The 22,589-nt window shown below is 47.9% G+C and carries 25 protein-coding genes; 11 read left to right on the top strand and 14 right to left on the bottom strand.

What is annotated here, in order from left to right; genetic code table 11:
• Positions 1 to 2: 2 nt before the first annotated feature.
• Complete coding sequence (locus tag H6F51_14735; GenBank protein MBD1823741.1) at positions 3 to 2,324, top strand: glycoside hydrolase family 31 protein; 2,322 nt, start codon at positions 3 to 5, stop codon at positions 2,322 to 2,324.
• A gap of 61 nt (positions 2,325 to 2,385) precedes the next feature.
• On the opposite strand, the gene H6F51_14730 is transcribed toward H6F51_14735, so the two are convergent.
• The 4 genes from H6F51_14730 to H6F51_14715 form a co-directional block, all read right to left on the bottom strand.
• Complete coding sequence (locus tag H6F51_14730) at positions 2,386 to 3,087, bottom strand: NERD domain-containing protein (GenBank protein MBD1823740.1); 702 nt, start codon at positions 3,085 to 3,087, stop codon at positions 2,386 to 2,388.
• 152 nt (positions 3,088 to 3,239) lie between these two features.
• Positions 3,240 to 4,241 (bottom strand): NAD(P)-dependent alcohol dehydrogenase, encoded by a 1,002-nt coding sequence (locus H6F51_14725; GenBank protein ID MBD1823739.1) that lies wholly within the window; start codon positions 4,239 to 4,241, stop codon positions 3,240 to 3,242.
• Positions 4,242 to 4,327: 86 nt separating this feature from the next.
• Positions 4,328 to 5,173 carry a M28 family peptidase gene (locus H6F51_14720; GenBank protein MBD1823738.1) on the bottom strand — a complete coding sequence of 282 codons (846 nt, stop codon included), beginning with the start codon at positions 5,171 to 5,173 and terminating at the stop codon, positions 4,328 to 4,330.
• 11 nt (positions 5,174 to 5,184) lie between these two features.
• Complete coding sequence (locus H6F51_14715; protein MBD1823737.1) at positions 5,185 to 6,093, bottom strand: PhzF family phenazine biosynthesis protein; 909 nt, start codon at positions 6,091 to 6,093, stop codon at positions 5,185 to 5,187.
• 164 nt (positions 6,094 to 6,257) lie between these two features.
• Here H6F51_14715 and H6F51_14710 point away from each other — a divergent pair, with 164 nt between their 5' ends.
• Positions 6,258 to 7,412 carry a septal ring lytic transglycosylase RlpA family protein gene (locus H6F51_14710; GenBank protein ID MBD1823736.1) on the top strand — a complete coding sequence of 385 codons (1,155 nt, stop codon included), beginning with the start codon at positions 6,258 to 6,260 and terminating at the stop codon, positions 7,410 to 7,412.
• Here H6F51_14710 and H6F51_14705 read toward each other — a convergent pair.
• Complete coding sequence (locus H6F51_14705) at positions 7,406 to 8,026, bottom strand: Crp/Fnr family transcriptional regulator (protein ID MBD1823735.1); 621 nt, start codon at positions 8,024 to 8,026, stop codon at positions 7,406 to 7,408. The genes H6F51_14710 and H6F51_14705 overlap by 7 nt on opposite strands.
• Positions 8,027 to 8,215: 189 nt before the next feature.
• Between H6F51_14705 and H6F51_14700 the strand changes: the two genes are divergently transcribed.
• Genes H6F51_14700 through H6F51_14690 form a run of 3 tightly spaced genes read left to right on the top strand, consistent with a single transcriptional unit; the run spans position 8,216 to position 9,658 of the window.
• Positions 8,216 to 8,803 (top strand): J domain-containing protein, encoded by a 588-nt coding sequence (locus H6F51_14700; GenBank protein MBD1823734.1) that lies wholly within the window; start codon positions 8,216 to 8,218, stop codon positions 8,801 to 8,803.
• Positions 8,784 to 9,050 (top strand): DUF3143 domain-containing protein, encoded by a 267-nt coding sequence (locus H6F51_14695; GenBank protein ID MBD1823733.1) that lies wholly within the window; start codon positions 8,784 to 8,786, stop codon positions 9,048 to 9,050. The genes H6F51_14700 and H6F51_14695 overlap by 20 nt, the downstream gene beginning before the upstream one ends.
• A 5-nt stretch (positions 9,051 to 9,055) precedes the next feature.
• Positions 9,056 to 9,658, top strand: a complete 603-nt coding sequence (locus H6F51_14690) for a Uma2 family endonuclease (protein ID MBD1823732.1) — start codon at positions 9,056 to 9,058, stop codon at positions 9,656 to 9,658.
• 1 nt (position 9,659) lies between these two features.
• Here H6F51_14690 and H6F51_14685 read toward each other — a convergent pair whose 3' ends face one another.
• Genes H6F51_14685 through lysA form a run of 3 tightly spaced genes read right to left on the bottom strand, consistent with a single transcriptional unit; the run spans position 9,660 to position 12,946 of the window.
• Entirely contained in the window at positions 9,660 to 10,424 is a 765-nt protein-coding gene (locus tag H6F51_14685; protein MBD1823731.1) for an isoprenyl transferase, read from the bottom strand.
• A 58-nt stretch (positions 10,425 to 10,482) separates the two neighbouring features.
• Entirely contained in the window at positions 10,483 to 11,523 is a 1,041-nt protein-coding gene (locus H6F51_14680; GenBank protein MBD1823730.1) for a TIGR00159 family protein, read from the bottom strand.
• 40 nt (positions 11,524 to 11,563) lie between these two features.
• Positions 11,564 to 12,946 carry a diaminopimelate decarboxylase gene (gene lysA / locus H6F51_14675; GenBank protein ID MBD1823729.1) on the bottom strand — a complete coding sequence of 461 codons (1,383 nt, stop codon included), beginning with the start codon at positions 12,944 to 12,946 and terminating at the stop codon, positions 11,564 to 11,566.
• 164 nt (positions 12,947 to 13,110) lie between these two features.
• Here lysA and H6F51_14670 point away from each other — a divergent pair, with 164 nt between their 5' ends.
• From H6F51_14670 to H6F51_14660, 3 genes are all read left to right on the top strand, one after another.
• Positions 13,111 to 13,305 (top strand): DUF2281 domain-containing protein, encoded by a 195-nt coding sequence (locus H6F51_14670; GenBank protein MBD1823728.1) that lies wholly within the window; start codon positions 13,111 to 13,113, stop codon positions 13,303 to 13,305.
• A complete protein-coding gene (locus H6F51_14665; protein MBD1823727.1) occupies positions 13,290 to 13,622 on the top strand; it encodes a type II toxin-antitoxin system PemK/MazF family toxin in 333 nt (110 codons plus the stop codon). The genes H6F51_14670 and H6F51_14665 overlap by 16 nt, the downstream gene beginning before the upstream one ends.
• Positions 13,623 to 13,820: 198 nt before the next feature.
• A complete protein-coding gene (locus tag H6F51_14660; GenBank protein ID MBD1823726.1) occupies positions 13,821 to 14,384 on the top strand; it encodes a tetratricopeptide repeat protein in 564 nt (187 codons plus the stop codon).
• A 185-nt stretch (positions 14,385 to 14,569) separates the two neighbouring features.
• On the opposite strand, the gene H6F51_14655 is transcribed toward H6F51_14660, so the two are convergent.
• Both H6F51_14655 and H6F51_14650 read right to left on the bottom strand, forming a co-directional pair.
• Positions 14,570 to 14,908 carry a DUF5615 family PIN-like protein gene (locus H6F51_14655; protein ID MBD1823725.1) on the bottom strand — a complete coding sequence of 113 codons (339 nt, stop codon included), beginning with the start codon at positions 14,906 to 14,908 and terminating at the stop codon, positions 14,570 to 14,572.
• Positions 14,905 to 15,129, bottom strand: a complete 225-nt coding sequence (locus H6F51_14650; protein MBD1823724.1) for a DUF433 domain-containing protein — start codon at positions 15,127 to 15,129, stop codon at positions 14,905 to 14,907. The genes H6F51_14655 and H6F51_14650 overlap by 4 nt, the downstream gene beginning before the upstream one ends.
• 108 nt (positions 15,130 to 15,237) lie before the next feature.
• Between H6F51_14650 and rimI the strand changes: the two genes are divergently transcribed.
• Together rimI and H6F51_14640 are read left to right on the top strand one after the other, a co-directional pair.
• A complete protein-coding gene (gene rimI, locus H6F51_14645) occupies positions 15,238 to 15,795 on the top strand; it encodes a ribosomal protein S18-alanine N-acetyltransferase (GenBank protein MBD1823723.1) in 558 nt (185 codons plus the stop codon).
• 164 nt (positions 15,796 to 15,959) lie between these two features.
• The gene (locus H6F51_14640) at positions 15,960 to 18,431 is read left to right on the top strand and encodes an ATP-dependent Clp protease ATP-binding subunit (protein MBD1823722.1); all 2,472 of its coding nucleotides are present in this window, start codon (positions 15,960 to 15,962) and stop codon (positions 18,429 to 18,431) included.
• A 108-nt stretch (positions 18,432 to 18,539) separates the two neighbouring features.
• On the opposite strand, the gene H6F51_14635 is transcribed toward H6F51_14640, so the two are convergent.
• The 4 genes from H6F51_14635 to ndhC all read right to left on the bottom strand — a co-directional run bounded on the left by H6F51_14635 (position 18,540) and on the right by ndhC (position 21,884).
• Positions 18,540 to 20,057 carry a hypothetical protein gene (locus H6F51_14635; protein ID MBD1823721.1) on the bottom strand — a complete coding sequence of 506 codons (1,518 nt, stop codon included), beginning with the start codon at positions 20,055 to 20,057 and terminating at the stop codon, positions 18,540 to 18,542.
• A 237-nt stretch (positions 20,058 to 20,294) separates the two neighbouring features.
• The gene (locus H6F51_14630; protein ID MBD1823720.1) at positions 20,295 to 20,810 is read right to left on the bottom strand and encodes an NAD(P)H-quinone oxidoreductase subunit J; all 516 of its coding nucleotides are present in this window, start codon (positions 20,808 to 20,810) and stop codon (positions 20,295 to 20,297) included.
• Positions 20,803 to 21,525: an NADH dehydrogenase subunit K gene (locus tag H6F51_14625; protein MBD1823719.1), complete on the bottom strand. Its 723-nt coding sequence runs from the start codon at positions 21,523 to 21,525 to the stop codon at positions 20,803 to 20,805. The genes H6F51_14630 and H6F51_14625 overlap by 8 nt, the downstream gene beginning before the upstream one ends.
• On the bottom strand, positions 21,522 to 21,884 hold the full coding sequence (gene ndhC / locus H6F51_14620; protein ID MBD1823718.1) for a photosynthetic/respiratory NAD(P)H-quinone oxidoreductase subunit C: 363 nt from the start codon (positions 21,882 to 21,884) through the stop codon (positions 21,522 to 21,524). Before ndhC ends, H6F51_14625 begins: the two co-directional genes overlap by 4 nt.
• A 301-nt stretch (positions 21,885 to 22,185) precedes the next feature.
• Here ndhC and H6F51_14615 point away from each other — a divergent pair, with 301 nt between their 5' ends.
• The gene (locus H6F51_14615; protein ID MBD1823717.1) at positions 22,186 to 22,563 is read left to right on the top strand and encodes a rubredoxin; all 378 of its coding nucleotides are present in this window, start codon (positions 22,186 to 22,188) and stop codon (positions 22,561 to 22,563) included.
• Positions 22,564 to 22,589: the final 26 nt, after the last annotated feature.

Raw genomic sequence — 22,589 nt, 5'->3', positions numbered from 1 at the left:
TCATGCCTCAAGTTTTTGGAAAGCTTCCTACCACTCGTCAGCCCTGGATTTCGTTAGGTAATGTCGATCGCGTTGACATTGCCGAGCGCTCAATTTTGCTCACCTGCGGCGAGGCTTGCTTAAAACTTAGTATTTTGGCGACGAATTTAATTCGAGTGCAACTTGCCCCAACGGGCAAATTTCTGCCGCGTCGATCGTGGGCTGTCAATCGACCGGATGAAGAGTGGGAAACAGTCCACTTTGAGATCGAAGATAAAGAAACAATCACAATCCGAACTGCTCAAATGCGGGTCGTGATTGAACGTTCTCCCTGTCGCATTCGCTGTTTTGATCTAGAAGGCAAACCGTTTGCACAAGATACAAACATTGCTTGGCGGATGGGACAAGTTGCTTGCTGGAAAACGATCGAAGCTGACGAACATTTCTACGGCTTTGGGGAACGGGCAGGACTATTAGACAAACGATCGCAGATCAAAACCAATTGGACAGTCGATGCGCTGGATTATTCGTCGATTGATGATGAGATGTATCAAGCGATCCCGTTTTTTATTGCACTCAGACCTCAGCTAACTTACGGAATCTTTCTCAACATCCCACATCTCAGTCAGTTCGATTTAGGTGTCACTGAACCAGGCACCTGGCAGATGCAAGCTCAGAGTCCAGAATTAGACTACTACATCATTCATGGCACCACTCCGGCTCAGATTCTTGAAACCTACACAGAACTCACCGGACGAATGCCGCTCCCGCCGAAATGGTCGATCGGCTATCATCAATGTCGCTGGAGCTATGAATCTGAAGATGTCGTGCAGGAACTAGCCCAGGAGTTTCGATCGCGCAAAATTCCCTGCGATGTGATCCATCTCGACATCGACTACATGCACGGGTATCGGGTGTTTACCTGGAGTCCAAAGCGCTTTCCTGATCCAGCAAAGCTAATTGCTGAACTGAAGCAAAATGGCTTTAAGACGGTGACGATCGTTGATCCGGGTGTGAAATATGAACCGGATGGAAACTATCCGGTCTATCACGAAGGCTTAGAGAAAGATTGTTTTGTGAGAAGTGCAGACGGTAAGTTAGTCGCGGGCTATGTGTGGCCTGATAAGTCTGTGTTTCCTGATTTCTTGCGCTCCGAAGTGCGTCACTGGTGGGGCGACTGGCAGCGAACCTTAACTGATGTTGGAGTTGAAGGCATTTGGAATGACATGAACGAACCTTGCATTGCCGATCGACCCTTCGGAGATGAAGGCAAATATATCTTTTTCCCAATGGATGCACCCCAAGGCAATCCTGAAGAACAGGGAACCCACGCAGAAACACACAATCTGTATGGCTACAATATGGCGCGTGCTTCGGCAGAAGGCTTAAAACGGCTCCGACCAAGTGAACGATCGTTTGTTTTAACGCGCTCAGGATTTGCCGGAATTCAGCGCTGGTCTTCGGTTTGGATGGGTGACAATCAATCGCTTTGGGAACATCTCGAAATATCCTTACCAATGTTATCGAACATGGGATTATCCGGGGTTCCTTTTGTGGGTGCTGATATTGGTGGATTTGCCGGAAATGCAACCGCAGAACTATTTGCGCGTTGGATGCAGGTGGGAATGCTTTATCCTTTGATGCGGGCACATTCGGCACTCACCACAGCGCAACATGAACCCTGGGTGTTTGGCGATCGCGTCGAAGCCATCTGCCGCGAATACATTGAATTACGTTATCAATTGCTGCCTTATTCCTATACTTTATTCTGGCAAGCTTCACAAACAGGTGCGCCGATCCTCCGACCCTTGCTGTATGAGTATCCAAATGATTCAAAGACTTATCACCTTCATGATCAAGTGCTGCTCGGTACACATTTGATGGCAGCTCCCGTCTATCGTCCTGGTGTGGAATATCGCGCCGTTTATCTACCAGAGGGAACCTGGTTTGATTGGTGGACAGGTGAAAAGTTCAGTGGTAATCAACATATCTTGGCTCATGCTCCACTAGAACGAATGCCAATGTATGTCAAAGCGGGCGCAATTATTCCAATGCAGCCTGTGATGCAATATGTCGATGAACATCCGATCGACCAGCTTCGATTGCGAGTTTATCCAGGTGAAGGTGAATTTACGCTGTATGAGGATGATGGTCGATCGTTTGACTATGAATCGGGTCAGTTTGCTACCACAACTTATCGAGTCAACAATTTAACTGTTGAGATTGAAGCACGACAGGGACAGTGGCAACCGAGCGATCGAACACTTCTCATTGAGATGATTGGGATTGGTGAACAATCAATCGAAGATGACGGTACTGCAAAGCAATTAGTATTTGATGTCTAAGTCGCATGAAGCAGCGATGGCAAACTAGCTTGGATAGAGTTCAGTAGCGATAGACTACCTGTTAACCAAGTGAGCGCAGAAATGCTGTTAATCTGCTTTTCTCGATAACATAAACTTTCTGTAACTTGCCATTTGGAACTAAAACTTTAGCATCAGAAAAAGCTACGATCGGCGTTACAAACTGTAAGCTTTCTTGTTTTTTTACTTGTAAAGCCTGCTTCATAGCCTGCTGGAAAAAGTCCTTCTCAAAAGGATAGGTTCTGTTTCCTATACATCGAAGTAATTGTTTTCCATCTGTTGTGACTTCTCCTCGATGAGACTTTACATCAATCACATACGCTTTGTTTTGAGGAGAGATACAAACAATATCAGCATCTCCTAATCTATTTCCTAAGCGCATACCATACTCAATTTCCCAGCCCTCCTGCTTTAACTGAGAAAGTTCCTGAGCAATTTCCTCCTCACCCTTCGCACCTTGATCAGCATGATTAGCACGCTTCCACCAAAACATTCCATTAGCAGCGAAACCTAAGGCAGCGATCGCAAAAAGTACATGAAAGATAAATGCGAAATTTAGCGAACTTTGAGCTTGGGAAACATTGATAGAAGGAATTTGCTTTAAGAAATTGTTAGTGATTCTAACTAAAAAGAAAGGTAAGAAAATACAAAATCCTGCTTCAGCAAAAGAAGTGATAGCTTTTACTCGTCTCTTTGCTGCTAGCTCACGCACATTCTGTCCTGCTTGACGATTTGCTTTGGGCACAGGTTCTGAATACTGTCACAAACTCTATTAAGATTGCCCAATTTTGAAGATTATAGGATCGTCAATACTGATGCCTCCTAAACCAATATTGCTACGGCTTAAGAGGCGTTTAGAACTCATCAAAGAAAGAAATATCGCTTAAACTACACCCGTCACCGTTTCAGCACAATGCGATACCGCGCTTTTCCAGTTTCTAAATGCGCTAATGCTTCATTGATTTGATCAAAGGCAAAGGTTTCTGTCACAGGTTCAATTTCATGCCGCACCGCAAACTCCAGCATCTTTGCTACAGTTGCTGGACTACCGAGCGGACTCCCTGATACAGACTTCTGTCCAGCAATCAAAGGAAAAGCGCCTAACTGAATTGCACCTGGAACGACTCCAACAAAATGCAATCGCCCTTTGGGACGCAGCGCATTGATATAAGCTCCCCAATCTAAATCTGCATTCACAGTTGAGAGAATAAAATCAAACGACTCCGCCAATGCTTTGAGTGCTTCTGGATCGCGAGAGTTCACAAAATGAGCCGCACCCATCTTTTGAGCTTCAGCCGCTTTATCAGGATTCGTTGAGAAAGCCGTCGCCTCACAGCCCCAAGCTTTGAGAAATCGAAGCGCCATGTGTCCAAGCCCACCAATACCAATCACCCCGACCTTATCGGTCGGCTGCACATCAAACTGCACGATCGGATTAAACACCGTAATTCCCCCACAGAACATCGGGCCTGCCTTGGCTGGATCGAGTCCTTCGGGTAGCGGAGTCACCCATTCTTCAAACGCCCGCACTTTGTCCGCAAATCCGCCGTACCGACCGACGATCGTTTGTTCTGCGGTCGCACACAAATTCTGATCACCTGACATGCAAGATGAGCAATGCAAACATGAATGTGAAAACCAACCCAGCCCCACCCGTTGACCGATCTTGAGTGTTGTTACTTGATCGCCCACTGCCGCGATCGTTCCTACCACTTCATGCCCTGCAACCGCCGGATACTGACTCATTCCCCATTCATTTTTGAGCATACTCAAATCGCTGTGGCAGATCCCGCAGTATTCAACATTGATTTCGACTTCTTGATCTTTCAGCGCTCCTGGATCGTATTCAAAGGGTTCCAGTGTTCCGCCTGCTGTTTTAGCTGCGTAAGCGTGAATCATGCGTGTTTCCTTGTAGGTGGCAATTAGCCTTTAATCATAGGGAAAATAGCTAAAGACAAAGATAGTTTTAGAAACAATTTAGAGTTCTACAATGATCGAATTGCATGAATCAATCCTTCGCAAACTCGTGTAAGAAAGTCGAAATCAATTGTTTCAATGCGATCACTCGGTTTGTGATAGTGCGGATTTCTCAAGTTTGCCGTATCTGTAACCATTAATGCGCGATAGCCTCGATCCCAAAACGCAGCATGATCGCCTCTACGAGTATCCGGAACAATCTTTCCCCGCATTCCAGCAGGCAACCATTCACAACCAACGTCCGATCGACGAATTCCTCGACTCAATCGAATCAAATCTGGAATTGTTGGAATGTTGCCAATCAACGCGATAAAGTTTCCCTGATCTGGATAAAATCGCTCTAATCCTGCGGGATAGCGTTGTGAATTGCGATCATGATTACAGTATCCCAACATTTCTAAAGCAATCATCAATCGCAACGGCTCACCGTTTAATGAAATCGCATACTGTGTGTTCCCGAAGGTATCCGACTGTGTAAAAATCTCTTCTAAATCAAAGGCAACTAATCGAATCGGATACCGTGCTGATTGTTCATAAAATGCCTTTGCCATCTCTAACAGCACAGCTACCCCAGTTGCGTTATCATCTGCACCTGGAGAATTTGGTACAGCATCATAATGTGCGCCGATCAAAATTGGAGGCTTTGTATTCTCACGCCCTGGTAGATTCAGAATCCAGTTGTAGTGCGTCCGCTTGCCAACCTGAAACGCATGAGATTCAACCGCTCCCCATTGTGCAAACTGTTCGCGGATGTATTGCTGAACATAGAAATGCCCCTGAGTTGCAAAAAATGGATCGCGATCGCGCACCACCGCTTCGAGGTGCGATCGTAGTCTTGCAGTGGTCTCTTGCATCTACACCTCTATTAAACAAACTCACCTTTTGCAACTAAGATAACTTTGCCGCCTACTGAAATTTCAAAAGCTTCCTTTTCCTTTTTCGCTTGTAGCAGCAACAATGAAGGTCGCCCAATTTCGTAGCCTTGCTCCACTCGAATGTCGATGCTTGCACCGCGCTTCGCGTTCGACCTCTGACCGAAATAATCATGCTGCACCAGATAAGCTGCTAAACATCCATTTGCGCTACCGGTGGCTGGATCTTCGGGTGTTCCTGCGATCGCTTCAACAAACACGCGCACACTTAAATGATTCGCTGCACTCCGAGTTTCAGGACAAAAAATCAGAATTGCCTTTGCTTCAGTCGTTTCGATTAGCTTAAACAGTGCGTCTCGATTCACCTTTGCTTGTTGCAAGGCAGCTAAATTCTTGAGCGGTACAATAATAAATGGTAGACCTGTAGACACTTCCTCAATCGGAGTACGATCGTCAATCTGTTCCGGATTCAGTCCCGAGACAGATGCGATCTGCTCTCTTTCTAGCTGTTTCCCAAATGTTGGTGTATTTTGCCGCATCCACAGTAGGTCAATCACTCTACCGGAATACGTTACTGTAACGGGAACTTGCCCAACTTGCAGATTCAAGCTAACAGTAGATACTGATTCTTGAATGACAGCTTGTTGCAAAATGAACGCTGTTCCTAAGGTGGGATGTCCTGCGAAGGGAAGCTCCTGATTTGGAGTAAAAATGCGGACTGGATAGCCCTCGTTCTGGGGTGTCTCCGACAGGATGAACGTCGTTTCTGAATAGTTCATTTCCTTTGCGATCGCCTGCATTTGCTCGGTTGTCAGCGTCTCAGCTTGACGAAAGACGGCAAGCTGGTTTCCAGCAAACTTACGCTCAGCAAATACATCCACAATGTAGAACGGTAGCGACATTCATTCCCCTCCAGTATGTGCCAGAAGATACATTAAAAGACAAATCACTTTTTAATGTGAAGAAGATCTATCTCCTCCGGACAGTCCCATTTTGTACCAGGAAAACTTTATACTAAGTTCTGACAAAAAAGTATTGCTGTTTACAATTTTGAAGTCAAACTAAAATGTTGATACTTGGACTTATGTGGGTCGCGTCGTGGTTTAGCGGCATTCCCAGTTTGGGAAGCAAGCTTCTAGACACACCCAAATATCTCACCCATGTTCTATGTCATAGCCGCGTGTGTCAATCCACGCTGCCGCGATCGTCCTCGCCACACCTCGCGATCGCAGCCCAGAACTCTCTCAACTTTGATCTCACCGCATCAATCTCCCACAATCATACTCAATCAAGCTGGCTGAACACAGTCGAAGAATTACTCTTATCCTCAAGCTCGAACTCCCATCATCTCAGCGAGTTCCTTGATTCAATGCAATCTCTGTTTGAACAGTTGCCAGTAGTTGCTCCCTCGAAAGACACAGCTTCATCGGTCGCGATCGTAGAGGTGACAGATGACGGAACTCCGCTAAATCACTCAGAATCTCTCGTCCCCAGGCTTGGATTTTGGCACTGTCCCACTACTAAAACTGCATCCAGTGGCTTTCAGCTTTGGGTCAAGGGTTGTCAAATTGCCACAGTCCGAGATCGGGCCTCCGCGCAAATGCTAGCTGATCAGGTCACGCAACTGCTCGAAATTCCTAACCTTGATGCTACAACGCTCAAAGCCGTACTCGACAACAACCAGTTTGCAGCAAAACTGGGTGATCGCACCATTTTCACCATCAGAGATCGTGTTGCCTCTCGGCTCGGTCGCCCTGCTGAACTTCTAGCCATTGAGTGGGTGAACAATCTCCGGGTTGCGCTTGGACAAACCAGCATTCCTTTAGCAGAAGCGCAGATAGAGATGTACCAGTTAGCAAAAACCGACTACAGCATCGGCGGCATGGCATCCTGGTATGGCCCTTATTTTCACGGTCGCCAAACCGCAAACGGCGAAATCTTCGATCAAAACGAACTCACTGCCGCTCATCCCACCCTGCCGCTCGGCACCTTTCTCAAAGTGACAAATCGGCTCAACGGCAAGAGTGTGATCGTGCGGATCAATGATCGTGGCCCCTATTTTGATAATCGCGTCCTCGACTTGTCTAAGCGAGCCGCAAGGCTGCTCAACAGCGAGGAGCGCGGAGTCGTGCCGATCGAAGCCACAGTGATGGAATCTGCCTTGATTGCACAAACTAAAAAACCGCCGCAACAGGTCGCCCGCGTGATTACAGGCTACTGATGCAAAATAATGTGTCGCTTTGCATCGATCGTCAGCCAGCCTTCTTGTTTAAGCTGTCCAATCAGGCGCGTGACGGTGACGCGGGTAGTGCCGATCGCATTGGCTAGCTGCTGATGAGTCAATCGCACCTGAAGCCTTGTCCCGCGCTGAGCAGGTTGTCCAACTTCGTGCTGGAGTAAAACCAACAACTGTTTCAATCGCTCTTCAACGCGACGGCAACCCGATAGCGCGAGAAACGCTTCAGATTGCTGCAATCGGCGGCTGAGATGGCGAAAGAGTCCTTGACACAGCGCCGGAGATTTCTCAACTTCTGCAACGGTCAAGGGCAACAAATCGACATCGGTCAAAGCGATCGCTTGATACGGCGAAATCCACGTCAGCGGCAAGCCAAACGGCATCGAAGGGGTTGCCATTCCCAGTAACGCCTCATCTCCCGTCGGGTGCAGCGTGTTAAGAAGAACAACGCCTCGACATACTACCCAAAGCTCATTTGAACGTAAAGGAATTCCTTGACCGCCGCGAAATGGCTGTAGAGTCCGCTCCCGATAAAGCTGTTCGAGAAGAAGGCGCGAATCAGGTAGCTCAATCAACGGTGCTGCGAACGATTGGATCATGAATTCTGCTCCCGTGCTGAAATCCCGTCTCTCACTCTAAAGCTCTAATACCAAGGACAGGTAATTTCCAGATTGGCGTTTGGTTAAGATTTGACGATGAATTCTCCAGAGCGTGGCGCGAGTGCGACTTGCAGACTTCCGCTTCTGGCGACAATAATAGTTGCTAACGCTTAGCGAAAGGGTAAGCCAGTGGCACAGGAGAAAACAGTTTCAAGCGGTAAAGCATCGATCGAGTCAACTTACTACGGGCTGTTAGGGTTGCATCCTTCGACTTCGGTGCGAGAGATTCGGCAGGCATATCGAGAATTGAGCAAGCTCTATCATCCTGATACCACTGAGCTACCGCAAGCGATTGCACTCAGAAAATTTCAGTACCTAAATGAAGCATACGCGACGCTAAGCAATCCTGAACGTCGCGCAGCTTACGATCTGTCGATCGGGTACTCTCGCCTAGTCGCGGTGCGCCCGTTACCCAGCCTGCACAAAACTGACAAGCCAGAACCGAACTCTTCTGCTTATTTAGATGCCACCGATCGCCCGCTTTCGCCCGGAGAAGTCTTTGCGCTGTTTATTCTTGGAATCACATTTGTCGGCTGTTTGATTTTGGCGATCACGATCGGCATTACTCGCGGCGATCAAGCTTTTCAGCCGCTTACCGTCCAACGTCCACAGGTTCAGCCGGTAGAATTCATCCAGAACGCTCCCACGCTTTCTCCAGATCGAGCGACAATAGAATCTGCTGAAATGAATCCCTCTTATGACTCTACCTCCCGGTGATACTCCGCTTTACAACCATCCTTTGCCTGCGATCGAAGCTTGGCTAACCGAGCAAGGCTGTGAGCAAGACCCACAAGACTTGCACTGCTGGACGATCGAGCGCCCTAGATGGCAAGCCGAACTAATGCTTGATGTCGATCAACTGAGTGTGCGTTATCTCAATGTGAACGGGCGCGATGTTCAGCGATCGTTCAAATATTCGCTCAGCCGCCAAGATATCGAGGATGCTGTCTTTGCAGGACCTTAACCCCAATGACGCAAGCCAAACCGAGATTCAGCACGTTTGAAGAGTACCTCAATTATGATGACGGCAGCGATCGGGTATACGAATGGATAGACGGAGAGCTAGTTGAATTGCCGCCAGAATCGGAACCGAATACTGCGATCGCGCAAGAACTCTTTTGGCTGTTTGCAACCGCGCAAATCGTCTCACGCCGACTCATCAAGCTTTATGCGTGTCAACTTCAAGTTCCTGTAATCGAATCTGGAGATGCGGCAAATCGGTTTCCTGATTTTGTCGTTTTGCGAGAAGAGCATCTTGCGCTAACCCAATCGCAACTCACCATTACCTCAGAGATGCCGCCGCCCATTCTGGTGGCTGAAATCGTTTCTCCCGGTGATACAAATAGTGAAAACTACCTTCGCGATTATGTAAGAAAACGCGCTCAATATGCAGCCCGTGGCATTCCTGAATATTGGTTGATCGATCCGACTCGCAAAGTCGTGATTGTGCTGTACTTGGAAAGAGAGCAGTACCGGGAAGTGGGACAGTTCAGGGAGAAAGACTGTATTTCTTCCCCGACTTTCCCGGACTTAACGCTAATGGCTGCACAGATTTTGGCCGCAGGACGATAGCCTAGATTTTATTTCCCACCTTTCCAAATCGGCGCTCTCGTTGTTGATAGGAAAGCAAGGCGCGGTGAAACTCAGTGCGATCAAAATCAGGCCAAAGCGTATCGGTGACATACAACTCCGAATAAGCCGCTTGCCACAGCAGAAAATTGCTCAATCGCATTTCACCGCTCGTCCGAATCAGTAAATCTGGGTCACAAACTCCCGCTGTGTACAGATGCCGCTCGAATAAGCTTTCGTCAATATCGTCAGGTTGAATGATCCCTTGCTGAATTTGAGCGGCGATCGAGCGACACGCTTTAATAATTTCTTGCCGCCCACCGTAGTTCGTTGCAATGGTGAAGCGAATGCCTTGATTGTCCTTAGTTTCTAACATCGATCGCTCAATTTCTGCTTGTAAGCTCGTCGGCAACGCATCTAAATTACCGATGAACTTAATCCGCACATTTTCTTTCATCATCTCGCGCAATTCTTGACGCAGCACCCGTTCAAACAGTGTCATCAAAAATTCCACCTCTTCAAGCGGTCGTCCCCAATTTTCAGTTGAGAACGCGTATGCCGTTAGCGCTTCAACTCCCCAATCGCGGCAGCAGCGCAATAAATCTTTCAACACATCCACACCGCGACGATGCCCCATAATTCGGGGCTTGCCTTGGCGTTTTGCCCAGCGCCCGTTCCCATCCATAATCACTGCAACGTGGCGGGGTAAGCGATCGTGGTCTAAATCAGCAGGCAGGTCTCGTAAAATCGTGTGCTTGGCAGTAGTCATTGTGGTTTCGGGGGAACGCCGATGAAAGGGATGAGAAATCAATCTGGTTTTAGCAGAATTAAGAGTCGCCACGCTTGCGTTCGTTTGGAATCCGGCGATCTTTTACACGACCTTCATTCAGTAAACGCGAGAATAAGGATACTGTCTTTATCCGGAATTGACGACCGAGACTTTTCAGATCGCGTGAGACGGGTTCGCGATCGCCCGACTGTGAAAACCGTTCTTCCAAAAGTTCCTTTAGTTTACTGCTCGTTAAGGGACGATTTAAAATTCCCCGCTCAGCGAGTGAGATTGATCCCGTTTCTTCAGATACAACAACGCAAATACAGTTTTCCAATTTTTCCGTAATTCCCATTGCGGCACGGTGACGAGTTCCGAGTTGTCTTGAGGCAGTTTTTTCTGACAGCGGCAGAATTACTCCGGCGGCAATGATGCGTGACCCCCGAATTAGAACTGCGCCATCATGTAAGAGCGTCGTGGTCTGAAAAATTGTTTGTAGAAGTTCTTTAGAAAGTTCCGCGTTCAGTTTAACACCTGGAACTGAGAAATCTCGATCGTCGATCGCAATTCCTGTTTCAATAATCATCAATGCCCCAGTTCGATTTTGGGACAGCCCTTTCACCGCCTCTACAATCTCATCGCTCACGCTGTCTGATCCTGGCAGGCTCCGGCTCGAGGGCTGAAACAGTTGTGCAATTTCCCCGCGTCCAAGCTGCTCTAGAAATCGACGAAATTCTGATTGTAGAATAAACGCCATCGCCACTGCTGCCCCAACGACAAGATTATTCAGCACAAAGCTCAGCAGCGCCAGATCCATTCGGCGACTAATTGCTGCTGCCAGCATCAGTACAATAAAACCGCGCACCATCCACAGAGTCCGCCGTTCTCGCCCAATGATCACCAACATGACGTAGGTAAGCGCCAGCACCAGTCCTACGTCAAGCAGAAATCGCAGATTTTGAACAACAAAGGTCAGCACAGATTGCAAAGCGGTTGTCAGGAGAAGCAAGGATGAGGATTGAGCGATCGTCTTTGATGGAGCAACGTCAATCAAGGCTTTCTCTAAGCTTAGAGCGGAGAATTGCCACTGAATTACCATCTTTGCCAATCCTCACCCTTTATGGTTCCATGCTTCGTCCTTATTTCAGTCTGTCCGGGACTCGATCGTGTCGAATCAGATCTTCGTAAGTTTCTCGCTCTAGGATAATATTTGCTTCTCCTTCATAAACGAGAACCGCCGCAGGCTTAGTGAGACGGTTGTAGTTCGATGACATACTGTAATTGTAGGCTCCCGTTGCCATGACAATGAGAATATCACCCGGTTGCGCCTCTGGCAGCGTGATGTCTTTGATCAAAACATCTCCAGATTCGCAGTGTTTTCCAGCGATCGTCACCGTTTCTTTTGCTTCATCCGACATCCGATTCGCAATCACTGCCCGACAAACTGATTGATACGTAATTGGTCGCGGATTATCGGACATTCCGCCATCAACACTAATATAAGTGCGAATCGCCGGAACAGTTTTACGTCCGCCAACGGTGTAAGCGGTGATGCAAGAAGAACCGATCAGTGATCGACCCGGTTCACTAAGCAGTTTCGGCAGGGGTAAATTCTCTGCTTCACACGCTTTGATCATCGATTCACAAACGATTCTCACCCATTCATCAATGCTTGGCGGATCGTCGTTCTCGTTGTAGCAAATTCCCAAACCGCCACCCACGTTAATCTCTGAGATCGTCAAACCATACTGCGCGGCTTTTTTCACCCATTGCAGCATCACGCCGCCTAAATCCCGGTGTGCTTGCAGTTCAAAAATTTGCGATCCGATATGAGCATGAAGTCCAATCAGCGAAACGCTTGGATTCTGGCTGACGAATTGGAACACTTCTTCAACGTGGTTTGGATCAAATCCAAATTTACTGTCTAAGTGTCCGGTGCGGATGTATTCATGCGTGTGACAATCCAGTCCGGGTGTGATACGGAGCATAATTCGGATTGGACGATCGCTCTCAATCTGCGTCAATCGCTGCAATTCCAAAAGATTATCGACGACGATCGTACAGCCCGATTTCGCCGCCAATTCCAATTCAGCGATCGATTTGTTATTTCCATGCAGATAAATCTTGGCGGGATCAGCCCCTACCTGAAGCGCCGTATAAAGTTCGCCTCCGGTTGCAACATCGATTCCCAGACCTTCATGCGACACGATCGAGCAAACCGCGAGACAGTTCCAAGCTTTCGAGGCATATAGCACTTGAGCTTCTGCCGGATAGTAACGGCGAAACGCCTCACGATACTGTTGGCAAGCCGTTCTCAATCCTGCCTCATCTAAAATATAGAGCGGAGATCCGAAATGTTTGACCAATTCGGTGACATCACAGCCGCCGATTTCGAGATGATCTCGATCGTTCACCCTAGCGGTGAGCGGCATCAGAAATTGGTTTGGAGAGCGATCGGAACCGGATTCCGGTAAATACTGGCGACCCGAATTGTGCGCGACTTGCGCTTGCGTCACTACCATTGCTTGCTTTGTGTCCTCAATGATTCTGGGGAGTTTGGCAATCTTGCCACATTGTTCTAGTGTACAAGCGCAAGTGTATTCAAGCGGATCTCAGAGGCTTAAGGAATGCTGTGATTTATGTGCTTCTGTGTAGACTGAAATGAAGCCTACTGCGATCGAACCCTATGCAAGCGAAAGAACAATTGCTGCATGAGATTGACGAAATGCCTGACTTCTTACTCGAAGAGGTTCTAGATTTTGTTCAATTTCTGAAGTCGAAACATTTGCAGAACAAACTAGAAATCAGTGCGATGAGTGAGTCCGCTTTGGCAAAGGACTGGCTTAGACCAGAGGAGGACGAAGCTTGGCAGGATTTGTGAAGGGTGATGTGGTTATCGTGCCGTTTCCGTTCTCAGATTTGACGAATGCAAAACGGCGACCTGCTTTGGTGCTGGCAGTCTTGCGCGGTGATGATTTAATTTTGAGTCAGATTACCAGTCAGCAGATTTCAGATGAATATGCCGTACAACTTGAGGCTTCTGATTTCAGTTCCGGCGGCTTGAGGCAGTCGAGTAACATCAGACCGAATCGATTGTTTACTGCCGATCGACAAATCATTCTCTCTACCCCAGGTCAATTAAAGCCAGACAAGTTGACGGAAGCGATCGCGAAAGTGATTGAACTTTTGCAAATCTGAAACTAATCGATCTTTTTTGCCAATTATTACAGGAACAACTCTCTGAGAATTACGAGAAGGATGAATTTTACGAGATTGGCTTTCAAACTTGAAATTACAGTCATTTCATTTTTAACGATCGTAACTTGTGTCACTACACCATTAAAACCAATAGAGGCATTTCCTTCACAGTCACAAAGCTCAGCCACTAAAAGGCAATTGACTGCACAGGCATTGTTTGATCGAGCGACAGAACGGTATCGCAACAAAGATTACCGAAGAGCATTTGCAGATCTTAATCAAGCGATCGTACTCAAACCTGATTTTGCTGAAGCTTACAGCAGTCGAGGCAATACGCGTCTGAAGTTGGACTATGTAAACGAGAAAATGAATAGCCTTGAGCAAGTCGAAGCTATTCAATCCACATTTAGAGAGGCAATGGCTGATTATGAGAAAGCAATTAAGCTTAAACCTGATTTGGCAGAAGCTTACAGTGGTCGAGGCGCAATCTACTTGTACTGGTTTGGTGATGCGAAAAAAGCAATCATAGATTTTGATCTGGCTACAAAACTCAAACCTGATCTTGCTGATCCGTTTTTCTTTCGAGGCTCGATGTACAAGTATTACTGTGATCGCCAGCGAGCAACTGCTAATTTACAACAAGCTGCTGCACTGTACAAACAGCAAGGTAATTTGGAGCAATATCATGCAGCTTTAGCTCTGGTTCAGAAGTTTGGGCAGCCAAAAGCTGAGGATGAAAATCGTCGAAAAATAGGATGCTGAGTTTAAGATCCATTGACAACACAAAGATTTACTTGTTAAGCAGATTCGAGATGAGCGATCGGAACTTACTCAGTCTGTTTAAGCGATCGCTCTCCCGTTATCACCGCATGAGCCGTATGCAAAATCTCGGCTGAGTAATAACGATCGCCGCAAATGTCACAAACGTCGATCGTTTAGTCACGTCGCTAATTCCCACTTATTTCGACTAACGCCTCGCCCGATCGTAAAAGCTCCAGTGCCTGCGGTAAAGCAGCGCTTAAAATCTCCTGCAATCGAGTATTAGAAGTATTTCCACAGGTAAGCCAAATTACCCGCGGCGGCGAACCCAGCCGATCTACTAAATCAGCGAAGTCACTATCCTTTGTCATCAGAATAACGGATTGCTCTCTTGCTGCCTCGAAAATCTCAGGATCTTCAGCATCTCTCAAACCAGCATCTCTTAAGGCGAATGCAGTTATGCCAAATGTATTCGTGATCCAAAGTGCGATCGCAGGCGACAAGTGTGCATCGATCCAGATCGTCATGCAACTAACACTGGATGATTGAGCTTACGTGAAGCATATAAAAGAGATGCTTTTAAGTCATCTGCTTCTAAATCGGGCATCTCTTCCAAAATTTGCTCAGCACTCAATCCAGCAGCAAATAAGTCTAAAACATCTGATACTCGAATTCTCATCCCTCGAATGCAAGGGCGACCTCCACATTGCTTGGGGTTAATCGTGATCCTTCCGAGTAGCTCTGACATCGTGCTTCGCTCCGAAACAAAACCATGTTTCAGTCTAACAAGATCAAGCTTCGATACAATCAGAACCGTTCTGCTACTTGTAACCTTGTGAACCGCATCACGCTCCAAATGATCGACTCCGCTCTCCTCCCCCAAGTCCTCGAACTCGATCGCATTTGTTTCGGTGGTTTATGGACGCTCGAAGGCTATCAGCGCGAAATCGATAGCCTGAACAGCGAACTCATCGCCATCACCTTTGAAGATCGTCTGATTGGATATGGATGCTTCTGGGCGATCGTAGACGAAGCGCACATTACGATTATTGCCGTTCATCCTGATCATCAGCAGCAAGGATTGGGAAAACTGCTTTTGTTTGCGTTACTCGATCGTGCTCGTCAGCGTCAGATGAAACACGCTACATTAGAAGTCAGAATTTCTAATCAATCCGCAATTTCCCTATACGAGAAATTTCAGTTTAAGGTTGCGGGGCAGCGTAAAGACTACTACACTGACACAGGCGAAAATGCGCTGATTCTTTGGCGTGGCGGACTCCAAGCAGCAGAATTTCAGAGCCTTTTGAAAGAAAAGTGGCTGGAGATTCGCGATCGTCTCACGCAGCACAATCGAATACTGAGCGATCCCGAATCTCTACTAAGTCTCGAAAAAACTAGCTTGACTAAACCATAAGAAATCGATAAGAATCTCTCTTTGGTCGTAAATCTAACCATTTCCAGCCGAGAACCGATCGCACACGTTCGGTAATCTCCCCATTTCCCTGTTGTGAAGCGTCATAACCGGAAAGATCCACTATGCTAGAATCAGACCTACGCAGCAGGTGATGGAAATACGCCATGTTTGAACGCTTCACAGAAAAAGCCATTAAGGTGATTATGTTAGCCCAAGAGGAAGCACGCCGCTTGGGTCATAACTTTGTGGGTACAGAACAGATCCTCCTGGGTCTGATCGGAGAAGGAACGGGTGTCGCTGCCAAAGTCCTCAAGTCGATGGGAGTGAACCTCAAGGACGCTCGCATCGAAGTTGAGAAAATCATCGGTCGCGGATCGGGCTTTGTCGCAGTGGAAATTCCGTTTACCCCACGTGCAAAGCGCGTCTTGGAACTATCACTTGAAGAAGCTCGCCAACTCGGTCACAACTATATTGGAACCGAACACCTGCTTTTAGGTCTCATCCGAGAAGGGGAAGGCGTTGCTGCAAGAGTTTTAGAAAACCTTGGCGTTGACCTCTCGAAAGTACGCACCCAAGTGATTCGGATGCTCGGTGAAACCGCCGAAGTCACTTCCGGCGGTAGCCAGGGTCGTACCAAAACCCCGACTTTGGACGAATTCGGCTCGAATCTCACCCAAATGGCAGCCGAAGGCAAACTCGACCCCGTGGTCGGTCGCCAAAAAGAAATCGAACGAGTGATCCAGATCCTCGGTCGCCGGACGAAAAATAACCCCGTTCTGATCGGTGAACCCGGTGTGGGTAAAACCGCGATCGCAGAAGGACTCGCCCAGCGCATCGCCAATGATGATGTTCCTGACATCTTGGAAGATAAGCGCGTGGTTACGCTCGATATCGGTCTGCTGGTTGCAGGCACGAAGTATCGAGGTGAATTCGAGGAACGCTTGAAAAAGATCATGGATGAAATCCGCTCTGCCGGAAACGTCATCCTGGTAATCGACGAAGTTCACACCCTAATCGGTGCGGGTGCAGCAGAAGGCGCGATCGATGCCGCCAACATCCTGAAGCCTGCCCTTGCCCGTGGTGAACTGCAATGTATCGGTGCAACGACGCTCGACGAGTATCGCAAGCACATCGAACGAGATGCCGCCCTGGAACGTCGATTCCAGCCTGTCATGGTCGGTGAACCCTCGGTTGATGAAACGATCGAAATCCTCCGTGGCTTGCGCGAACGCTATGAGCAGCACCACAAGCTGAAGATCTCTGACGAAGCTCTCGAAGCTGCGGCAAAACTCTCAGACCGTTACATCTCAGATCGATTCTTGCCGGATAAAGCGATCGACTTGGTTGACGAAGCCGGATCGCGGGTGCGGTTGATCAATTCACAATTGCCACCAGCCGCGAAAGAACTCGATCGCGAACTGCGTCAAGTCCTGAAAGACAAAGATGATGCAGTGAGATCCCAAAACTTTGATCGAGCAGGTGAACTGCGCGATCGAGAAATGGAGATCAAAGCAGAGATTCGAGCGATCGCACAAACTCGCAAGACAGAATCCACTGATGAAAATGCTTCCCCAGTTGTGGGCGAAGATGACATCGCGCAAATTGTTGCATCTTGGACAGGTGTTCCGGTGAACAAGCTCACCGAATCCGAATCCGAGAAGCTGCTGCACATGGAAGACACGCTGCATACTCGCTTGATCGGTCAAGACGAAGCAGTGAAAGCCGTGTCGCGAGCCATTCGTCGGGCGCGAGTTGGTTTGAAGAATCCGAACCGACCGATCGCATCCTTTATCTTCTCCGGTCCCACTGGAGTTGGTAAGACCGAATTGACGAAAGCGCTTGCCGCTTACTTCTTCGGTTCAGAAGAAGCGATGATCCGGTTAGATATGTCGGAGTTCATGGAGCGTCACACCGTTTCTAAACTGATCGGTTCGCCTCCTGGATATGTCGGTTACAACGAAGGCGGTCAATTAACCGAAGCCGTTCGTCGCAGACCTTACACCGTTGTGCTATTCGATGAAATCGAAAAAGCGCACCCCGATGTCTTCAATATGCTGCTGCAAATCTTGGAAGATGGTCGCTTGACCGATGCCAAGGGACGCACCGTAGACTTCAAGAACACGCTGCTAATCATGACCTCGAACATTGGTTCTAAGGTAATTGAGAAAGGCGGCGGCGGACTTGGATTCGAGTTCTCCACCGAGAACGAATCGGAATCGCAGTACAACCGCATCCGCTCCTTGGTGAACGAAGAACTGAAGCAATACTTCCGTCCTGAGTTCTTGAACCGACTTGATGAAATCATCGTGTTCCGTCAGTTGAACAAGGCAGAGGTCAAGGAAATTGCCGACATCATGCTCAACGATGTGTTCAAGCGTTTGAAAGAGCAAGGAATTACGCTGCAAGTTACCGAGCGATTCAAGGATCGTTTGGTCGATGAAGGCTACAATCCAAGCTATGGCGCACGTCCATTACGTCGGGCGATCATGCGACTGCTAGAAGACTCGTTAGCTGAAGAAATCCTGTCAGCACGGGTGAAAGATGGCGATACTGCAACCGTTGACGTGGATGAAAATGGACAAGTGACGGTTCTACATGGTCAAGAACGCGAATTGTTGCCGCAAGCAGCAGAATAGGTTCTGACGATCAATAACCAGAAGCGGCGGGAGGTTCTAGAACTTCCCGCCGCTTTTCACTTTTGGTATTGCAATCGCTCATGTGTTGATGCTGCGATCGCACCCTAATTACCGCTTGCTACTCAACAACTGAGCAACTCGAACATCATGAATTTGATGTTGCGCTACCAGAGTGAAACTGGATTCAGGTTTATGCACTTTCAGCTTCGATCGTCTTGCAAGCGATGATATCGAAACAACACTTGCAACGACGATACCTAAACTTGATTTTCTGCTAGTTCCGGTTTTGCTAGCGATCGCAGAAACATGCTTACTGCTCTTAGGGGGCACTGTGTACCACAAAGCACGACCGAGCCATACACTACTTGCAAGCAAGATTCCGATATTAGTGCCCCAGCTCAATGGTTCAGGCAGTATTTCCAGAGATAATCTGCCACCGAACCAGTAGAAGAGATTGAATGCAATGTAAGAAGCCACACTATAGCACTGACGACGGGCAATTTCTGTGGAAATGGAATGCCCCAGTTGTTGACGGCAACGGCGATAGAGTTGTTCTAATCCAACACCTAAACAATAACTGCTTACAGTTGCGATCGCCAATACCAGTGGTGCTGCAATCACTTTTGGAATCGGAACAGCCCACTTTAGTAAATACAGTCCAGGCTGCCACCACTGCTCAACCACGTCGCTTTCATACGTCCAAACGCCGGAAAAGTAGTAGTCCCAATCGCCTGAATACAGAAAGTAATAGCCGTAAAATCCAGCGACTAATCCAACGTAGCCGTACTGAGCAAATCGTCGCCCCGGCTTAAACAACTCAGACCAGTAGGAGCGTTCGAGATCAATATCGGAGCAGGCAGTTTTACAACCAACGCAGGCACTGACTTCATGCTGCTGTAAGTCAATCGTTCGGCACATCGACTGAGGAATCGAGCTACGAGTAGACTTCGTTTTTTCCAGTAGTCCACCAGTTCCAGTCAAAATCTTCTGAACCGGTGCAAATGGGCAAAAATAGTGGCACCAGGTTTTGCCTTTGAATATCAGATTTATCAGCATTGCCGATGCGATTGTGAACAGAAGAAACACGCCAAGTCCAAGACGAGACGAATTGACTAAAAGAATTCGCAGCGTTAGCCCCAGGTATAAAATGCCAAACTGCAAAACCCAGTAGTACCGCCCAAGCCAAGATTCATTTTTGATTTTGCGATTTTGCTGCAACCCTAACGCTTTGGGAAGCTGAGAGAGAAACGAGAGTGGGCAAATTCTTCTCCAACCACTGTGCCCGAAAATCAGCAGCAGTGGTGCAGCCAGCGATACGCTTGCCCAGAAGATATGTGTTCCTAAGGGGTAAGCATGATTTACAACCCAGCGGTTTTGAATGCTCGGACATCGAGAATCAGCAGTTCCAGGGGAATACTGTCCCCAATCAATTGAGGATTTCTCTTCGTTGGTGATCGGACATTGATAGCTGCTTTGATTGATACGGAGTGGACTCCAAGTGCTGCTAGGAGCGGTTAATTGAGCCGAAATCGGATCGTAAAACAGCGAAATAATCAGAATTAGCCAGCCGATAGTCAAAGTCCATTGAACCTTACGCATCACTCGTTCTGAGAGCGCATCAATCATAAGGAAAACCGGGGTATTCGAGTAAGGGATTGAATAGTTAAGCCTGCCGTATCTATGTCAGTGTGCAAGAACTTATACTGAGGCGAATACTAACATTTGTATTCGATTTTACGTAGAAGTTACAGTATTTCCTTAACGAGGATTTTATGTTTACAACACTAGGTTGAAGAGCGTGTTTAAAAAAGAAAAGCTCCCCTGACAATGCAGGAGAGCTTTCAACGTTAGCAAGGCTTTCATTTAGTAAGCGTCTTGCAGTTCGTAGAAGTCGTGGGAGATGTAATCTTTCCGTAGTGGATAGCCTACCCAGTCTTCCGGCATCAGCAAGCGTTTCAAGTTTGGGTGTCCTTCAAAGACAATCCCGTACATATCAAACGTTTCTCGCTCCTGCCAGTCTGCACCTTTCCAAATCCAGAACACAGACGGCACTCTCGGATCTTCACGCGGCAAGTACACTTTCAACCGAACCTCATCCGGTCGATCGGCGTTGTCCGTTAGTTTAATCAGGTGGTAAAAACTCACTAACTGATCGCCAGGACCCAAATCGTATCCACCCTGACACTGAAGGCAGTTAAAGCCACTCGCATACAGCGCGGTACAAAACGGAATCAGCAATTCCGGTTCAACTTTAATCATTTCAACGCCACTGGCATCGAGTCCCATGAACTCATGATCAAAGCCGTTCTGAGTCAGCCACTTTGAAGTTTTGCCAGCTTCAACGATCGTTGTTTCAGTCGCTTGTTTTTCTTCAGCCACGATCGCTCTTCTCCTTTTCTGCTTCTAATACCGCAGGCACTTCTAGACCCAGCGCTTCTGCCAACTCACGTGGCGGTGAAATACGGGTATCCGCTTGCAGGTATTTACCATCGTGAACGAGCGGTGCAGCATGCATGTTGTGAGTCGTGCTGTAGTAGCGGTGCGTTTGCCGCAGTTCACCCCGTTCTTGAATCGACTCGTTTGAAATTTTCTTGCGGAGTTTAATGATCGCATCCACGATCGCTTCCGGCCGTGGAGGGCATCCCGGCAAATAGATATCTACTGGGATTAGCTTGTCCACGCCTCGAACCGCAGTCGTAGAGTCAGCGCTGAACATTCCGCCTGTAATCGTGCAAGCACCCATTGCGATCACGTATTTCGGTTCGGGCATTTGCTCATAGAGACGCACCAAAGCCGGAGCCATCTTCATCGTGATTGTGCCTGCCGTAATGATCAGATCCGCTTGGCGAGGGCTTGATCGGGGCACCAGACCAAAGCGATCGAAGTCGAATCGAGAACCAATCAATGCGGCAAACTCGATAAAGCAGCAAGCCGTTCCAAACAGAAGCGGCCACAAGCTCGATAATTTAGCCCAGTTGTACAAATCGTCTACCGTCGTCAAAATGACGTTTTCGGATAATTCTTGCGTCACACCTGGACGCTCGATGGGATTGATAAGTGACCCACTGTTAACAGCAGGTGCTTCAGGATTCATGACCATTCCAATGCTCCTTTCCGCCAAGCGTAGACCAGACCGACAACTAGAATCGCAATAAAGATCAGGGCTTCAATAAACGCCAGCAATCCGAGGCGATTGAAAGCGACTGCCCAAGGGTACAGAAACACCGTTTCTACGTCGAAGATCACGAAGACCAAAGCGAACATATAGTAACGGATATTGAATTGAATCCATGCACCCCCGATCGGTTCCATCCCTGACTCGTAAGTGGTACGACGCTCGGGACCTCGACGGCTAGGGCGAACTAGCTTAGAAGCCAGAAGAGCCAGAACCGGAACTAAACTGCAAATCAGCAGGAAGCCTAATAGATATTCATAGCCGCTTAGGACATACACAGGTATTCGCCGCCTCTCGTTCTACAAAGTGGACTGGTTTACGTCGCTTTACACTTTAATTATAGTGTGCCGCAACATATCATCGTGCGCTGAAACCGCGCCCAAATCAAGGACTCTGATGCGATCGCTTCTGAATCGAAGTCATCAAGAGAAATCTATCGAAGCTGAGTCATTTCTAGAAAGAGTATATGACGATCGCCAAACATTTTCGCTTTAGACGATCGATGTTTGAGGAGATCGCAATAATGTCATAATAATTAACGAACACTTTAAGGTTTGGGTCACTCCCTGACGTTTTGCCATGAGTACCGAAGCTGCTGATCCGAAAGAAAACGCGCTAGAGCCTGAAGTTAAGCCTATCGATCCGAGAGACCTCGATCGACATGAGTGTGCAGCCTGTGGCTACACCTACGAGCCAACAAAGGGCGACGATCGCAACGATATCCCCCCTGGCGTGGCGTTTGAGGATTTGCCGTCGACTTGGAAATGCCCAGTTTGCGGTGTGCCGAAAAAGCGCTTTCAGAATGTGGGGCCGCTGAATGCACCTTCTGGATTCAAGCAGAATCTAAGCTACGGGTTGGGGGTCAACACCTTAACGCCAGGGCAAAAGAACCTCCTCATCTTTGGCGGACTGATTCTGGCATTTATTTTCTTTCTAAGTCTTTACGGGTTGCAGTAGTGCAACGGATTGAACCCTTTATTCAC

The sequence above is a fragment of the Cyanobacteria bacterium FACHB-DQ100 genome (genome assembly GCA_014695195.1).
In the GTDB taxonomy this organism is placed as follows: domain Bacteria; phylum Cyanobacteriota; class Cyanobacteriia; order Leptolyngbyales; family Leptolyngbyaceae; genus Leptolyngbya.
Note: the sequence above shows the minus strand (reverse complement) of the source record. Positions and strands in the feature narration are given on the sequence as shown.

Coding starts and splice junctions, on each gene's coding strand:
- H6F51_14735 (MBD1823741.1), top strand. CDS start 3: ATGCCTCAAGTTTTTGGAAAGCTTCCTACCACTCGTCAGCCCTGGATT.
- H6F51_14725 (MBD1823739.1), bottom strand. CDS start 4,241: ATGATTCACGCTTACGCAGCTAAAACAGCAGGCGGAACACTGGAACCC.
- H6F51_14720 (MBD1823738.1), bottom strand. CDS start 5,173: ATGCAAGAGACCACTGCAAGACTACGATCGCACCTCGAAGCGGTGGTG.
- H6F51_14715 (MBD1823737.1), bottom strand. CDS start 6,093: ATGTCGCTACCGTTCTACATTGTGGATGTATTTGCTGAGCGTAAGTTT.
- H6F51_14710 (MBD1823736.1), top strand. CDS start 6,258: ATGTTGATACTTGGACTTATGTGGGTCGCGTCGTGGTTTAGCGGCATT.
- H6F51_14705 (MBD1823735.1), bottom strand. CDS start 8,026: ATGATCCAATCGTTCGCAGCACCGTTGATTGAGCTACCTGATTCGCGC.
- H6F51_14695 (MBD1823733.1), top strand. CDS start 8,784: ATGACTCTACCTCCCGGTGATACTCCGCTTTACAACCATCCTTTGCCT.
- H6F51_14690 (MBD1823732.1), top strand. CDS start 9,056: ATGACGCAAGCCAAACCGAGATTCAGCACGTTTGAAGAGTACCTCAAT.
- H6F51_14685 (MBD1823731.1), bottom strand. CDS start 10,424: ATGACTACTGCCAAGCACACGATTTTACGAGACCTGCCTGCTGATTTA.
- H6F51_14680 (MBD1823730.1), bottom strand. CDS start 11,523: ATGGTAATTCAGTGGCAATTCTCCGCTCTAAGCTTAGAGAAAGCCTTG.
- lysA (MBD1823729.1), bottom strand. CDS start 12,946: ATGGTAGTGACGCAAGCGCAAGTCGCGCACAATTCGGGTCGCCAGTAT.
- H6F51_14670 (MBD1823728.1), top strand. CDS start 13,111: ATGCAAGCGAAAGAACAATTGCTGCATGAGATTGACGAAATGCCTGAC.
- H6F51_14655 (MBD1823725.1), bottom strand. CDS start 14,908: ATGACGATCTGGATCGATGCACACTTGTCGCCTGCGATCGCACTTTGG.
- H6F51_14650 (MBD1823724.1), bottom strand. CDS start 15,129: ATGTCAGAGCTACTCGGAAGGATCACGATTAACCCCAAGCAATGTGGA.
- rimI (MBD1823723.1), top strand. CDS start 15,238: ATGATCGACTCCGCTCTCCTCCCCCAAGTCCTCGAACTCGATCGCATT.
- H6F51_14640 (MBD1823722.1), top strand. CDS start 15,960: ATGTTTGAACGCTTCACAGAAAAAGCCATTAAGGTGATTATGTTAGCC.
- H6F51_14635 (MBD1823721.1), bottom strand. CDS start 20,057: ATGATTGATGCGCTCTCAGAACGAGTGATGCGTAAGGTTCAATGGACT.
- H6F51_14625 (MBD1823719.1), bottom strand. CDS start 21,525: ATGAATCCTGAAGCACCTGCTGTTAACAGTGGGTCACTTATCAATCCC.
- H6F51_14615 (MBD1823717.1), top strand. CDS start 22,186: ATGAGTACCGAAGCTGCTGATCCGAAAGAAAACGCGCTAGAGCCTGAA.